This is a genomic window from Caballeronia sp. dw_19 (genome assembly GCF_018449515.1).
In the GTDB taxonomy this organism is placed as follows: domain Bacteria; phylum Pseudomonadota; class Gammaproteobacteria; order Burkholderiales; family Burkholderiaceae; genus Caballeronia.
This window is the reverse complement of the sequence record NZ_JAAVUQ010000011.1, coordinates 106,870-121,284: the sequence shown is the minus strand read 5'-3', so window position 1 is coordinate 121,284 and position 14,415 is coordinate 106,870. Positions and strand designations below refer to the sequence as shown.

At 58.6% G+C, this 14,415-nt stretch carries 11 protein-coding genes; 7 read left to right on the top strand and 4 right to left on the bottom strand.

The window, feature by feature from the left end; translation table 11 throughout:
* The first annotated feature begins 197 nt into the window (after nucleotides 1–197).
* From HB376_RS17340 to nifJ, 3 genes are read left to right on the top strand one after another with little or no spacing between them, the layout of a single operon-like run.
* The gene (locus HB376_RS17340; RefSeq protein ID WP_213764896.1) at nucleotides 198–1,517 is read left to right on the top strand and encodes an MFS transporter; all 1,320 of its coding nucleotides are present in this window, start codon (nucleotides 198–200) and stop codon (nucleotides 1,515–1,517) included.
* A gap of 1 nt (nucleotide 1,518) precedes the next feature.
* Nucleotides 1,519–3,189 carry an NAD(P)-binding protein gene (locus HB376_RS17335; RefSeq protein WP_213764895.1) on the top strand — a complete coding sequence of 557 codons (1,671 nt, stop codon included), beginning with the start codon at nucleotides 1,519–1,521 and terminating at the stop codon, nucleotides 3,187–3,189.
* A gap of 11 nt (nucleotides 3,190–3,200) precedes the next feature.
* Nucleotides 3,201–6,791 (top strand): pyruvate:ferredoxin (flavodoxin) oxidoreductase, encoded by a 3,591-nt coding sequence (gene nifJ / locus HB376_RS17330; RefSeq protein WP_213764894.1) that lies wholly within the window; start codon nucleotides 3,201–3,203, stop codon nucleotides 6,789–6,791.
* A gap of 73 nt (nucleotides 6,792–6,864) precedes the next feature.
* Here nifJ and atpC read toward each other — a convergent pair whose 3' ends face one another.
* Both atpC and atpG read right to left on the bottom strand, forming a co-directional pair.
* Entirely contained in the window at nucleotides 6,865–7,299 is a 435-nt protein-coding gene (atpC, locus tag HB376_RS17325; RefSeq protein WP_213764893.1) for an ATP synthase F1 subunit epsilon, read from the bottom strand.
* A gap of 12 nt (nucleotides 7,300–7,311) precedes the next feature.
* Entirely contained in the window at nucleotides 7,312–8,181 is an 870-nt protein-coding gene (gene atpG, locus HB376_RS17320) for an ATP synthase F1 subunit gamma (protein WP_213764986.1), read from the bottom strand.
* 443 nt (nucleotides 8,182–8,624) lie between these two features.
* Between atpG and HB376_RS17315 the strand changes: the two genes are divergently transcribed.
* On the top strand, nucleotides 8,625–8,918 hold the full coding sequence (locus tag HB376_RS17315; RefSeq protein ID WP_213764892.1) for a hypothetical protein: 294 nt from the start codon (nucleotides 8,625–8,627) through the stop codon (nucleotides 8,916–8,918).
* A 325-nt stretch (nucleotides 8,919–9,243) separates the two neighbouring features.
* Nucleotides 9,244–9,441, top strand: coding sequence for a DUF3562 domain-containing protein (locus tag HB376_RS17310; protein ID WP_213764891.1), 198 nt, complete (start codon nucleotides 9,244–9,246; stop codon nucleotides 9,439–9,441).
* A gap of 39 nt (nucleotides 9,442–9,480) precedes the next feature.
* On the opposite strand, the gene HB376_RS41730 is transcribed toward HB376_RS17310, so the two are convergent.
* A complete protein-coding gene (locus HB376_RS41730) occupies nucleotides 9,481–9,606 on the bottom strand; it encodes a PEP-utilizing enzyme (RefSeq protein ID WP_213764890.1) in 126 nt (41 codons plus the stop codon).
* An 892-nt stretch (nucleotides 9,607–10,498) separates the two neighbouring features.
* On the opposite strand from HB376_RS41730, the gene HB376_RS17300 reads away from it, so the two are divergent.
* The gene (locus HB376_RS17300; protein WP_213764889.1) at nucleotides 10,499–10,714 is read left to right on the top strand and encodes a hypothetical protein; all 216 of its coding nucleotides are present in this window, start codon (nucleotides 10,499–10,501) and stop codon (nucleotides 10,712–10,714) included.
* 70 nt (nucleotides 10,715–10,784) lie between these two features.
* A complete protein-coding gene (locus HB376_RS17295; RefSeq protein ID WP_213764888.1) occupies nucleotides 10,785–12,167 on the top strand; it encodes an NAD-dependent succinate-semialdehyde dehydrogenase in 1,383 nt (460 codons plus the stop codon).
* Nucleotides 12,168–12,183: 16 nt separating this feature from the next.
* Here the strand turns inward: HB376_RS17295 and HB376_RS17290 are convergent, their stop codons facing one another.
* Nucleotides 12,184–14,412 (bottom strand): copper-translocating P-type ATPase, encoded by a 2,229-nt coding sequence (locus HB376_RS17290; RefSeq protein WP_255631401.1) that lies wholly within the window; start codon nucleotides 14,410–14,412, stop codon nucleotides 12,184–12,186.
* Nucleotides 14,413–14,415: the final 3 nt, after the last annotated feature.

Below are 14,415 nucleotides of genomic sequence, written 5' to 3'. Positions count from 1 at the left end.
TTCGTCAGGCCGATGCTGCGTTCAGATGTCAGCGGGATCAAGATGCTTTCGCTCGACTAACGTTGTAGAACGACTGGAAATAGAAGATCAGAGAATTGCACCAGGACCGCCCGTGGCGCTGGCGATATCTTTGATCTACATCACTCCCGGAAACCGCTAAAGGCACAGTATCTGGACACACCGTCTTGGAGTGCGTCGTGCCATCCAACTCTCCCGCATCATCGCGTACCGACTGTTTTCACCCCGCGTTCATTGTCGCCTGGGTGTTCTGCCTGATCTTCTATTTCGGGCAGTACGCATTGCGCTCGGCTCCGGGCGTCATGGTTCCAGAGTTGACCCATGCCTTCGCGCTTTCCGCGCTCGGCGTAAGTTCGCTCGTCGGGCTCTACTACTACACGTATTCATTATTCTCTCTCGTTGCCGGCGCCTCGCTGGATCGGTACGGCGCGAAATACGTCATCCCGCTAGGCGTCGCCATGCTCGCGGGCGGGGCCGCGCTATTCGGAGCCGGATGGGTCGCTTCCGCGGAGTTCGGCCGCTTGCTCCAGGGCGCCGGTGGTGCATTCGCCTTCACCGGTGCCGTATACCTCGCCACCCACGGCTTTCCGCCACGCTATCTGGCTACAGCCGTCGGCTTCACCCAATGCTTCGGCATGTTGGGCGGATCGGCGGGTCAGTTCGTCGTCGCGCCGTTGATTCATGGTGGAATTGTCTGGCAGCAGTTCTGGCTGTATGCGGGCTTAGCAGGCGTGATTGTCGCGGCCCTCATCCTGATCCTGACCCCTGCGGATCACGATGCCCGGACAGCGGAACAGTCGTCAATCTGGTCGATGTTCACACCGTACAAGACCGTACTGACAAATCCGCAATCGTATCTGTGCGGGTTCGCCGCAGGCTTGCTGTTCCTGCCCACGACTATCGGCGACATGATCTGGGGTGTCGCCTTTTTGCGCGACGGCTGGCATATCGACTATGCGCAAGCTGTCAATCGCGCGTCAATGGTGCCGCTTGGCTGGGTAATCGGCTGTCCCGTGCTCGGGTACATTGCCGACCGGATCGGCCGCCGCAAGCCCATGTTGATCGCTGGCGCTCTCGTGATGCTGGCAGCCGCACTCTCCATACTCTACCTGCCGCAGAACACCCTGCCGCCCTACCTGGCTGGCTTCATTCTTGGATTTGGGTCTGGCGCCGCGATGATTCCCTACACCATCATCAAAGAAGTCAATCCGGATCATGTGAAAGGCAGCGCGACGGGCGCCATCAACTTTCTCGTGTTCACGTTCAGCGCGGTGATGGCGCCGCTATACGGCTGGCTTTTGACAAGAATTTCAGGTGGCGCGGAACTGTCGCTGCCGGTCTTTCAAAAGGCGGGAACCGTGGGCATCGCCGCCATCGTGCTTGCAATCGTCTTGTCGTTGTTCTTGAAAGAGACAGGCAGCGCAGTGAAGGCCCGGTCCGGCACGACCGGCGAATCTACGCCGCCGGTGCCAAATCCGTCTGCGATCACGGAGCATTGAAATGACCTATCCTAAGCACACCGACATGACGCCAAGGGTCGAGTTGACAAGCGTCACGGGCGCGGGGCCCAGGCGTTCCAAACGCCCCGTCTACGTGGACCTGTTGCCGCCGTGCAATGCCGCGTGTCCCGCGGGCGAAGACATTCAGGCATGGATGGCTCATGCGCAGGCGGGCAACTTCCGGGCGGCCTGGGAAACGCTGGTGCGCGACAATCCGATGCCCGCCATACACGGGCGCGTCTGCTACCACCCGTGCGAGTCCCATTGCAACCGTGCGGAGTTGGACAGTACGGTCGGCATTCATGCTGTCGAGCGCTTTCTGGGTGACAAGGCGATCGAAGGCGGCTGGACCTTGCCGGTCGACATGCCGCCTTCCGGCAAGCGCGTATTGATCGTCGGCGCCGGCCCAAGCGGCCTGTCGGCCGCTTATCACCTGGCACGACGCGGCCATGCTGTCGAGATCCATGACGCCGGTCCGCTTCCCGGCGGGATGCTCCACTTCGGGATCCCCGCGTATCGCCTGCCACGCGACATCCTGATGCGTGAAATCGCGCGTATCGAAGCGCTTGGCGTAAAGCTCGTGCTGAACCACAAGGTCGAGGATCTGCTCGCGGAGAAACGGGCGGGCAACTTCGACGCCGTCTTCGTGGCGATCGGCGCCCACCTTTCCCGGCACGTTGACATTCCCGCGCGCGATGCAGCCAGGGTATTCGACGCCGTGTCATTGCTAAGTGACGTCGAGCAGGGAACCACGCCGTTGCTCGGCCGACGCGTGATCATCTATGGCGGCGGCAATACGGCGATGGACGCGGCGCGCACCGCCAAGCGACTAGGCGCGAACGACGCATTGATCGTCTACCGGCGCGATCGCGAGCATATGAGCGCCCATGGGTTCGAAGCGGACGAAGCGCTCGCCGAAGGCATCAAGATCAAATGGCTGACTACGATCACGGCGATCGACGCAAGCGCCCTGACAGTCGAAAGGATGCGCATCGACGAGCACGGGCATCCACAGCCGACAGGACAATTCGAAACGCTCCATACTGACGCCGTTGTGCTGGCGCTCGGGCAGGACGCGGACAGCCAATTTCTCAGGCAGATACCCGGCATTGAGTTTCAAGCTGACGGCACGATGATCGTCGGTCCCAACATGATGACGGGCGAAGCGGGCATCTTCGGGGGCGGCGACCTTGTACCGGGCGAGCGCAGCGTGACCGTTGCGACGGGCCATGGCAAAAAGGCGGCCGCGCATATCGACGCCTGGCTCAACGGCCTCGTGCGCGAGTCCGCACCGAAGCATCCCATAGCCGATTTCGCGCTGCTCAACCTGTTGATCTACAGCGACGCCGAACCATCGCGGCAAAACGAGCGCAGCGCCGCGGATCGAATCCAGTCGTTCGATGAGGTGGTCAGCGGTCTCAGCGAACGCGAAGCGGTACACGAGGCCAAGCGCTGTCTTTCATGCGGCAACTGTTTCGAATGCGACAACTGTCTCGCCGCGTGTCCTGAAGATGCGATCGTCAAGCTCGGGCCGAACCAAGGGTACCGCGTCGACTTCGAGCGCTGCACCGGCTGTGCGGTCTGCTTCGATCAGTGCCCTAGTCACGCGATCGACATGTTTGCAGAACCATCGGGCGCGGTCTTGCCTGACGTAGCTGAAGTTCCACGTTAGAGGAAACGATAATGGGCAACAGAACCACGATGGATGGCAACACGGCAGCCGCCCACGTCGCCTACCGCGTCAACGAGATCTGCGCGATATTTCCGATCACGCCCTCTTCGACCATGGCGGAACTCGCCGACGAATGGGCCGCCAAAGGTGTCAAGAACATCTGGGGCAACGTTCCGGTCGTGCAGGAAATGCAAAGCGAAGGTGGTGCAGCCGGCGCGGTCCATGGCGCGCTGCAATCCGGCGCGTTGACGACCACGTTTACCGCGTCGCAGGGTCTCATGCTGATGCTGCCGAACATGCTGAAAATCGCGGGTGAATTGACGGCGACCGTGTTCCATGTCGCTGCGCGTTCGCTGGCAACCTCCGCACTATCGATCTTCGGTGACCACTCTGACGTGATGACCGTGCGTACCACCGGCTTCGCCTTGCTATCGTCCGCGTCGGTGCAGGAAGCGCATGACTTCGCCTTGATATCCCAGGCGGCAACGCTTGAGTCGCGGGTGCCCTTCCTGCATTTCTTCGACGGCTTTCGCACCTCGCACGAACTGAACACACTCGAGCTTCTGCCTGACGAACACATCCGCGCGATGATCGACGACCGCCTGGTCCGCGAGCATCGTGAACGCGCGCTCAGTCCCGAGCACCCTTTCATTCGCGGCACGGCCCACAATCCGGACACCTACTTTCAGGCGCGCGAGGCATCCAATCCTTTCTACGAGAAAGTACCCGCCGTTGTCGACGCTGTCATGGCTCGCTTTGCCGCATTGACCGGACGCCAGTACCGCCTGTTCGAATACGAAGGCGCGCAAGACGCCACACGCGTGGTCATCGCCATGGGGTCAGGTGCGGAAACGGTTCGTGAGACAGTCAAGGCGCTTTGCGCGAAGGGCGAGAAAGTCGGCGCGCTCCAGGTACGTCTGTACCGGCCGTTTTCCGCCGCGCACTTTCTCGCACAACTGCCCGCGACGGTGCGCTCCATTGGCGTGATCGAACAGACAAAGGAATCGGGCGCTCCGGGCGAACCGCTCTATCTCGATGTCGTCAGTACGCTTGCTCAAGCATTCACGAGCGGCGAGCGCAGCACGATGCCGCGCGTGATCGGCGGACGCTATGGCATTTCATCGAAAAATTTCTCGCCGGCAATGGCACGCGCAGTCTTCGATGAACTGAGCAAGCCGAATCCGAAAAACAGCTTCACGGTTGGTATTGATGACGACCTGTCTCACACCAGCCTCACTTACGATCCAGCTTTCTCCATCGAGCCGCCGAGCGTCAAGACCGCGGTCTTCTACGGACTGGGCGCCGACGGGACTGTCGGCGCCAACAAGAACACCGTGAAGATCATCGCCGAGGATGCGGGGCTCTATGCACAGGGCTATTTCGTCTACGATTCGCACAAGTCAGGCGCTCAAACGGCATCACATCTTCGCTTTGGGAACGAGCCGATCCGGGCACCATATCTGATCGCATCGGCGTCGTTTGTCGCCTGCCACCAGTTCGGCTTTCTGGAGCGGCAGGACATGTTGCGACTGGCCGCGCGAGGCGCCGTGTTTCTGCTCAACAGCCCGTTCGGGCCCGAGCAAGTGTGGGACCAGTTGCCCCACTCGGTGCAGCAAACGCTCATCGACAAACAGCTGCGTTTTTTTGTCATCGATGCGACCAGCGTGGCGCGCGACGCGGGCCTTGGGAACCTCACCAACACGATCCTGCAGACCTGTTTCTTTGCGATTTCAGGCGTGCTTCCGCGAGACGAGGCCCTGCGCCACATCAAAGAATCAATCACCAAGACCTACAGCCGCAAGGGCGAGGAGACTGTCGAAAAGAACAATGCGGCGGTCGACGCCGCCCTAAGCCATCTTCATGAGGTACCCCTGCCCGCCCGCGCCACCAATGCGCACGACCTTGCAGCGCAGGTGCCGGCAACCGCCCCTGAATTCGTTCGGCGTGTGACCGCAAAGATGTTCGCGGGCATGGGCGACATGATCCCCGTCAGCGCGATGCCTGCCGATGGCACGTTTCCATCGGGGACGGCCGCATTCGAGAAACGCAACGTCTCCGATATCGTCGCAAGCTGGGATGCGCAATCGTGCATTCAGTGCGGGCAATGCGCATTCGTGTGCCCTCACAGCGTGATCCGCTCGCGCTACTACAACGAGGACCAGCTCAACGGCGCGCCGTCGTCGTTCAAGTCGGCGCCCGTCAATGCGCGAGGCTACCCCGAAGAACGTTTCACCCTTGAGGTGTATGCGGAAGACTGTACCGGTTGCGGCCTATGCGTCGAAGCGTGCCCGGTTCAAAGTTCCACGCAAGCCGATGTCAAGGCGATCAACCTCACCGCGAAAGCACCCTTGCTCGCCGAGTCTCTCGCGAACATTGCGTTCTTCGAGACCCTTGCGGTCAACGATCGCTCACGCGTCGACTTCAAGAACGTGCGCGGCGTCCAGTTTTTGCAGCCGCTATTCGAATTCCCCGGTGCGTGCGCCGGATGCGGCGAAACGCCTTATCTCAAGCTGCTGTCGCAGTTGTTCGGCGACCGGGCGCAGATCGCCAATGCGACCGGATGCTCATCGATTTACGGCGGCAATCTGCCCGTGACACCCTGGACGCTGAACCACGAAGGCCGGGGCCCGGCGTGGTCGAACTCGCTGTTCGAAGACAACGCCGAGTTCGGCCTTGGCTTTCGCCTCGCCGCCGACAAACACCTCGACATGGCACTCACGCTGCTGCGCTCTCTCGCGCCGCAAGTAGGCGAGGCGCTCGCACAAGCGATTATCGATGCGCCGCAGACGGAGGAATCAGATATCCGCGCCCAGCGCCAGCGCGTCGCTGAATTGAGGTCGAAGTTGCTCGCGCTGAAAACCGACTCCGCGCGCGATCTGCTGTCGCTGATCGATCACCTGGTTCGCCGTAGTATCTGGATCGTCGGGGGTGACGGCTGGGCCTACGATATCGACTATGGCGGTCTCGATCACGTGCTCGCGACGGGACGCAATGTGAATGTGCTCGTGCTCGACACAGAGGTCTATTCGAATACAGGTGGTCAGGCATCCAAAGCAACACCGCTCGGCGCGGTCGCCAAGTTCGCTGCCGCAGGCAAGCGCGTGGCACGCAAGGATCTGGCGCTGCAAGCGATCGCCTACGGCAATATCTACGTCGCGCAGGTGGCCATGGGTGCGAATCCTCAGCAAACGCTGCTCGCCTTTCGCGAGGCGGAAGCTTACGATGGCCCGTCCATGATTCTCGCTTACAGCCATTGCATCGCGCATGGCATTGACATGCGCCATGGTATGAAACAGCAAGAGCTTGCTGTCGCGAGCGGCTTCTGGCCTCTCTTGCGCTTTAACCCGGCGCTACGTGCCGTTGGGCAAAATCCTTTCTGCCTTGATTCACCCCGTCCGGCTATTCCCCTGCGGGACTATGCTTACAACGAAATCCGCTATAGCGGCCTGTCGAAGTCGGACCCGGATGAAGCGCGCGTACTGCTCGATGCTGCCCAGCGTGACGTGACGGCGAAGTATCGTGAGTACGAGTTGCTGTCCGAACTCGACGGTGCGCGGTTCTATCCAAAAGCTCAGGGCGCTCAGAGCAAACGTATTCCATGAGGGGATGTACACCGTTTCATGTTGGCGAATAGGGTGCTGCACCTATTCGCCAACAGTGCAGCCGTCACCGCACTCAACGAGTATTCTCGTGCAGGGCCAACAGAAAGAACCTTCTCAGTTCGTCCATCAGTTCCGATTTAGCCGCGGCGAAATCGAATTCTCCTCGGCTCTCGCCTGCGAACTGGTCGCGAAGTTCGCTTGCTTTAGCTCTCGCTTCATCTGCCTGTGCAGAATCAAGTTCCGGCGTGCGAATTGCATGGTCAGCCAGCACGATGACCGAGTCCCGCAACACTTCCAGCACGCCTCCTGCGACAAAAACATGCTGATCTTCAGCCGCCCCAGGCTGACGGATCTTTATAACCCCTGGTCGAATGCGCGTCATCAGGGACGCGTGGCCGGGATAAATGCCCAATTCACCTACCTCGCCCGGCAATACAACGAAAGTAGAGTCGCCTGTAAAAAGCAATTCTTCGACACTAAGAATGTCGACCCGCAAGAGATGGTCCATATTTACCTTGGCTTAAACGGCCGATGCGCCATTGACGATGTCACATAGCTCGGTGGTGATCGCCGCCTGGCGGGTCCTGTTATAAACGCGAACCAGGTTCTTGAGCATGCGGTCGGCATTGTCGGTCGCCGCTTGCATCGCCAGCATTCGGGCGCACTGCTCGCAGGCATTATTCTCGGCAACCGCCTGGTAGATGAATGATTCGACGTAGCGCAGCAGCAAGGTGTCGACCACGGGCTTGGGGTCCGGCTCGTAGATATACTCGGGCAAGGGCTCCGGCGGCCCGTCACGATTCGCCAGGAGCTCGTCTAGCGGCAGAACCTTCTCGAGCTTAGGCTCATAAGACAGGGCACTGGAAAGGTGGTTATACGCAATGTAGACTTCGTCCAGCTGTGCGTTGAGAAATCCGCTGAGCGGCACGGTAATCGTGCCGAAGAACGCATCAAAGTGCAGCTCCGCGGTCAATACGCCGGTACGCGCTACAACGTTGGCGCCATGACGATGCAATGGGCCGATACCCCGGGACCCGATCACGCTCACCTCGACCTTCACTCCCGCCTTTTGCCACTCGTCCAACGCCTCCGAGCACTTGAGCAGCAAGCGATTGTTTAGCGGCCCGCATAAACCCCGGTCGGTACTGACAACAATCAGGCCGACCCGGGCAACCGGCATGCGTCGAGCGAGGAAAGCCGACATGTAGTCCGGTTTGTCTTCGTGAAGACGTATTGCTATGGCGCGAATACGCTCCGCATACGGCCGGAACACGCGCGCGCGTCGCTGCGCTTTAGCCATTTTTGTACGCGCCATCATTTCCATCGCGCGGGTAATCTTGCGCGTATTGGTAACGCTCTTGATCTTTGATCGAATTTCTCGAATTTGCATAAGCCCGTCCTTTTGCGATGTCGTGATTTGCATTCGACTCGCGAGCGCAAGGCTTAACCAAGCACCGGTCACGAATTCGAGCTGCTGGTTCGCCGGTAGGTAACATGCTCCTCGCTGTCTTGCCGGCCGGTAATATCCAGAACAGCGGTAAGGCAATCGTCGGGGAAGCAAGGAGTGAAGCTGAGTGGCCGTGTTCCGCCCGTGTTTCGCGTTACTCCCACCGAAAGAGTGCTGACAGCATAGGCCGGCCAGTCTTGCGCACTATTTGATCCATATCAAACAGACATGGATGGCAACTACTGGACTAATGTTTTCCCCATTACGATGCATTCATACATCGTGCTAAGCGGTGCGTTAAGTCCGCTTTAAACCAAGCGCCTTAAAGAGGTTTGGTCGGCAGGGTCCCCCAACCGAATAACCCAACGGCACCGCCACGATAGAACATGCAAATACAATCCTCTCCGGAACTAAAGACGGGTGCTCACCATCATGCACCGCATCGGCGGCATGACCGTCCCGTCGATGCCTTCTACATCTGGATCTATTTCGCAGTGGTCTACTGTGCGGTCCAATATTTAACCCACCATTTTGTGGGCTTTGACGATCTGCGTGGACTAGCCCTGGGCGCTGCGGTGGTGTACTTTTCCGCCTATCTCATGGACCTCATTGCGAAAAAGCTGGGGCCGCCTTTCGCGCCGGCTTCGGCCATAACCAAAACTAAAGGCGAGCCGGGGTAAGTCGCGGGGCTAACGCATTCGGTTTGCAACCCGCCTGCCCTTCTCCCTTCCCCCTGCTCCGAACGACGCTATCTCTCTAGTGGCGGAGCAAAATTCCGGGTGAACGCCATTGTTCATTGGCATTCATGCCCGCGCTATTTCTCGAACAGATCTGCCTTGATCTGAGTCAACGGCGGCTCGTACAAAAATGCTAGTTTGAATTGTGCACGCGACACTTCGCGAAGCGCCGATCCAGACGAAGAACTCTTTGCTTTTGCGATCACCTCGTCATTCGTTTTTGGAAAATTCAGCTTTTCCCCTACTGCTTCCGAACGAGGAAATCAAAGTGAATAGACCCAGCGATGAGAGAGTTGTTGAGCAGATAGCCGAAGAAACGCATACATCGGTGCTAGCCGTCTCGAAGATGTATGAGGACACGATGGCCTCCTATCGAGATGGAGCACGCGTCCTTGACTATATGTCGCTTTTGGCAGCAAAAAGGGTTCGCGCAAACTTGAAGTCGCTACCCGCGAAGCGCCTTTGATAGAAGGGATTGTCGGACGATAAACCCAAGCGCAGATGCTTAAACCGTGGCTGAAGTTCCAGCGCGGTAACCGACGAGGCAATCCTTGCCAGGCTGCCGTGCAACAACCGCGGCGTGCGCCGTTCGCGAACCGCGTTGCGTAGCAAGCCACTGGCTAATTCCCACGCGGCTTTATCGCCCAATCACGTTGATCTGAGTAGATTCCGAGTCTTTCGCTTTGCCACGTCGAAAGCTATCCTGTAGTGAATTTTCAGGCGTTACCTTTTAGGCGCAATCGCATCTTCGATCAGAACGTTACTGGTCGCGTGGCAGCATCATCCACGAACGTGCCCTGCAAATGCTTAAGCTGCTAACGACTTAGGTGCCAGGCTCGGTGAAGCCCTTATTAAAGGCAAAACTCATGTACAGCCGATCCATATGAACCCGGACAGCAGCGGGCGCGTGTTGCCGAAACCCGGGCTGCTCCCGGTCGAATCGGGCGGTCGAGCCACGCGATACCTAGCCGCGGGCATGGATAGGTGGGCCACAATTTCAACCTGCTTTGTCGTGCTGTGGTCTTTAGTCGAACTTCCATGGGAAATAGATAGCGGAACGAGCGTTGAACAGTCTTCCGCGCTATTGACCTCGAAGCTCCTGTTTGTTGCGCTCGCTGTTCTTTCCTTTAAGGGAATTATCCTGGCGAGATATGCTCTTGCATTTCTGTGTCTGGTTAGCGTAGCCGTGATCGCGGTTGCAGTGTCATCCGAATACGCTCACTCACGTTCCCTTGCTTTTCTCTCGGCTATAGAACTCGCTGGAAAATTAGGCGTTTTTATAGCGGTTGCTTCTCAGCTCTGCGCTAAAACCCGTCGAGCGACTACCGACTCAAGCCTGTGACGGCCCGAAGTCAGCATCGAAGCCCGTCTCTCGTTTCATGGCGCCGATTGACTGTGCACGATGTTCGCGCCGGCTATTCCATTCTCCGTCGCAGTAAGAGCCATCAACTATCGCCCAGTGATAAAAATTGTATTTGATTAACGTCGTTCCCAATTGGCCGTAGCCAGCAAAGGAGTCTCCCATGACAACGCAAACATTTCTTGAGTCATTGCTTTCGCTTCCGCCCGGAGCGGAGGTAAGCGAAGGCGATCTTGCCAGCATGGTGGACCAGGAATTCGCACGTCTTTCTTCGAGCGTGCCGGCTCAAGACACGATGAGAGCCGGCGAAATGGCGCGTCGTCGCAGGAACAGACGGCTAGAGGCACGTTCATCCGCTCCGCCCGATACGGCGGACTGAAATTCAATTTTTCAAGTCGAGCGAAACTTGCTTTCGCTTCGATAGCCATCCTTACCAATGAGAGCCGGTCATGTCCTATCAAAGCGTGAACCCGTATGACGGTACGATTCTGAAAACATTCGAAGAGTTTGACAATAAGCGGCTTGAAATAGCAATCGAGCACGCACAAGCTTGCTTTGAAACCTGGCGGCATACCAGTTTCTACGAACGAGCGGCAATTGTCGCAAGAGCCGCAGCGCTGATGCGCGCGCGGGTCTATGAGTTTGCCCGGCCGGTAACCCTCGAGATGGGTAAGCTGGTCGCACAGGCTCGAGGTGAGGTGGAGCTGAGTGCAGATATCCTCGACTACTACGCGAGGAACGCGGAGTCGTTCCTGGCACCCCGGGTCCTGCAACCGCTCACAGGGGAAGCGCAAGTCGAAAGCAGCCCATTAGGCGTGCTCTTCGGCGTACAACCGTGGAATTTTCCGTACTATCAACTCGCACGCTTTGCCGCACCGAATCTGATGGCCGGTAATGTAGTGATGGTAAAGCACGCCGGCTGCGTGCCCCAGTGCGCCATCGCTTTCGAGCAGCTATGGCTTGACGCAGGTGCACCGGCAGGCGCCTATACCAACCTTCTGATTTCCTATGACCAGGTCAATCAGGTAATCGATGATCCGCGGATCAAGGGCGTAGCGTTGACTGGGAGTGTGGACGCCGGAAGAGTGGTGGCCGCCCGGGCTGGGATGAACCTCAAGAAGTCGACAATGGAACTGGGCGGCAGCGACGCATTCATCGTGCTCGAAGATGCGGACCTGGAAAAGACGGTCAAATGGGCTGTGTGGGGCAAGATGAACAACATGGGCCAGTGCTGCGTAGCTGCCAAGCGCTTTATCGTTGTCGAGGAAGTAGCGGGCCACTTTCTGCACAGGTTTCAAACGGCGCTTGAGGCGCTCAGGCCGGGCGACCCGATGGATCCCGTGACGACGCTGGGTCCGCTGTCGACCGAATCGGCTCTCGTCAAACTCCTCGATCAGGTAGAACAAGCGGTTGCTCACGGTGCGAAGCTCGTCATGGGCGGCAAGCGTCTTGATCGTCCAGGCGCATTCATGCAGCCCACGATTCTCACCCATATCCGGCCAGACAATCCCGCATTCCGCGATGAGTTTTTCGGACCGGTCGCCCTGCTTTTCACCGTAAAAAACGAAGACGAAGCGGTGGCGCTCGCCAACGATTCAGACTTCGGTCTTGGCGGTTCGGTCTTCACAAGGGATATCGCACGGGGCAAGCGCATGGCGAGCCGCATCGACACCGGCATGGTGTTTGTCAACCAACCGACCTGGACGACACCGGAGTTGCCGTTCGGTGGCGTCAAGCACTCAGGTTACGGCCGAGAACTGTCCGAGATGGGCATTCAGGAGTTCGTGAACAAGAAGCTGGTCAGGGTCGCTGACATCAATGCACCGGTGTAGGCGTCAATATGTGAAGTCAGGTTGGCGCGCCGTGGAACCTGACCGCCTTGAGGCGTAGGGCATTTCCGATTACCGACACGGAACTGAATGCCATGGCGGCACTTGCGATAACAGGGCTTAGCAGGATGCCTGACCACGGATAAAGAACGCCCGCCGCGATCGGTATCCCGATCAAGTTGTAGGCGAAGGCAAAGAACAGGTTTTGCCGGATGTTCTTCATCGTGGCGACGCTCAACTGCCTTGCGGTTGCGATACCCCGCAGGTCGCCTTTGACAAGGACGATGCGCGCACTATTCATCGCCACATCCGTTCCTGTCCCCATTGCTATGCCAACATTGGCTTGCGCCAGGGCCGGCGCATCGTTCACACCGTCTCCAGCCATCGCGACGACATGTCCTTGCTCCTGCAACTCTTGCACATACTTATGTTTGTCTTGCGGAAGCACCTCGGCTTTCACGCCGTCCAGAGCCAAAACCTTCGCAACGGCGTTAGCGGTCATCGCATTGTCGCCCGTTAGCATGATTATCTTGATTCCGGACGCTCTAAGCTGCTTGACTGCCTCGGGCGTCGTGGCTTTGACGGGATCCGACACACCAAGGTAGCCAGCTAGCTTGCTGTCGACCGAAAGATACATAACCATAACCGTTTGCGCGTCTGTCAGCAGTCGTTCCACGCCTGCTCTCGCGGCTAAGCAATCGACTTTCGCGTCATCCATCAGCCGCGCGTTACCGAGCAAGACGCTATGGCCATCGATCGTCCCGCTTATACCTTTGCCGGTCACGGAATTGAAGTCGGACACGGAGGGAAGCGTGACATTCCGTTCGCGCGCCTCACTGACAATAGCTTGCGCCAGCGGATGTTCGCTCTGCCCCTCGAGGCCGCCTGAATAAGCGAGCAGCAAAGTTTCGGTGAATCCGTCAAGCGCGATGACTGCACGCACCCGTGGCCGACCCTCCGTCAACGTCCCGGTTTTATCGACCAGCAGGGTATCCACCTTTTCCATCAGCTCCAGCGCTTGCGCATCTTTGATAAGGACACCTTGTTTCGCCCCTCGTCCGACACCCACGATGATCGAAACTGGCGTAGCCAGGCCGAGCGCGCACGGACACGCGATAATGAGTACGCTGATAGCCACGACAAGAGCGTTTCCGAGCACCGGCTGCGGTCCGAAGAGCATCCAGACCACGAACGAAACGGCCGCGACCACCAGCACCGCCGTGACGAACCATCCCGAAACCTCGTCGGCAATCTTCTGAATGGGCGCGCGAGAGCGCCCGGCCTCGGAGACCAATTGAACGATTCTCGCGAGCAGGGTCTCGCTCCCGACCTTCTCGGCCTTCATCAGAAAGGATCCGGTCTGATTCACGGTCGCCCCTGTGACGTTGCTGCCGGTTACCTTCTCTACCGGGATCGGTTCCCCGGAAATCATGGATTCATCGACGCTCGATCGCCCTTCCAAGACCACGCCATCGACAGGAATTTTTGAGCCGGGTTTGACGCGCAGAGTGTCACCCACGACAACCATCTCGAGCGCAACGGTTTCTTCCGTACCGTCGACGCGCACTCTATCCGCCGTTTGTGGCGCCAGCTTCAACAAGTCCTGTATCGCGCCGGTGGTCCGCGAGCGCGCACGCAGTTCAAGCACCTGCCCTAGCAAAATAAGCGCCACGATTACGGAAGAAGCTTCGAAATACGAAGGCAGTTCACCCCCGCGTCGAAACGCATCGGGAACACTGGCAGGAAAGAACAAGACGAAAAGACTGAAGAAATACGCTGCCCCAACCCCTATGGCGATAAGGCTGAACATGTTCAACTGCCACGTGGCGAAGGATCTCCATCCCCGCGCGAGGAACGGCCATCCAGCCCATAGAACGACCGGTGTCGCCAGCAAGCCCTGCAAGCATTGCGACCACGAGACGGACAGGAGATGCGGAAGCTTGAACGCTTGCGCCATGCGATTGATCGCGTCGTTCGGATCCGGAAGCCCGACGTCATGTCCCATGGTCAGCCACAGCAGGGGCACCGAGAAGACCACCGCCATCCAGAAGCGGCGAGTCATATCCCTAAGCTCAATAGAAGACTGCTCCGTCAAGACGGGGGCAACCAACTCCAGCGTCATGCCGCAGATCGGGCACGCGCCGGGGTTCGGCAACCTTATCTGGGGATGCATGGCGCAGGTGTAGACCGCTGCGGGCTTTGGCCCATAGGCGGGCGCGGCGGATACTGCTGGGGCGACAGACTTCATGGC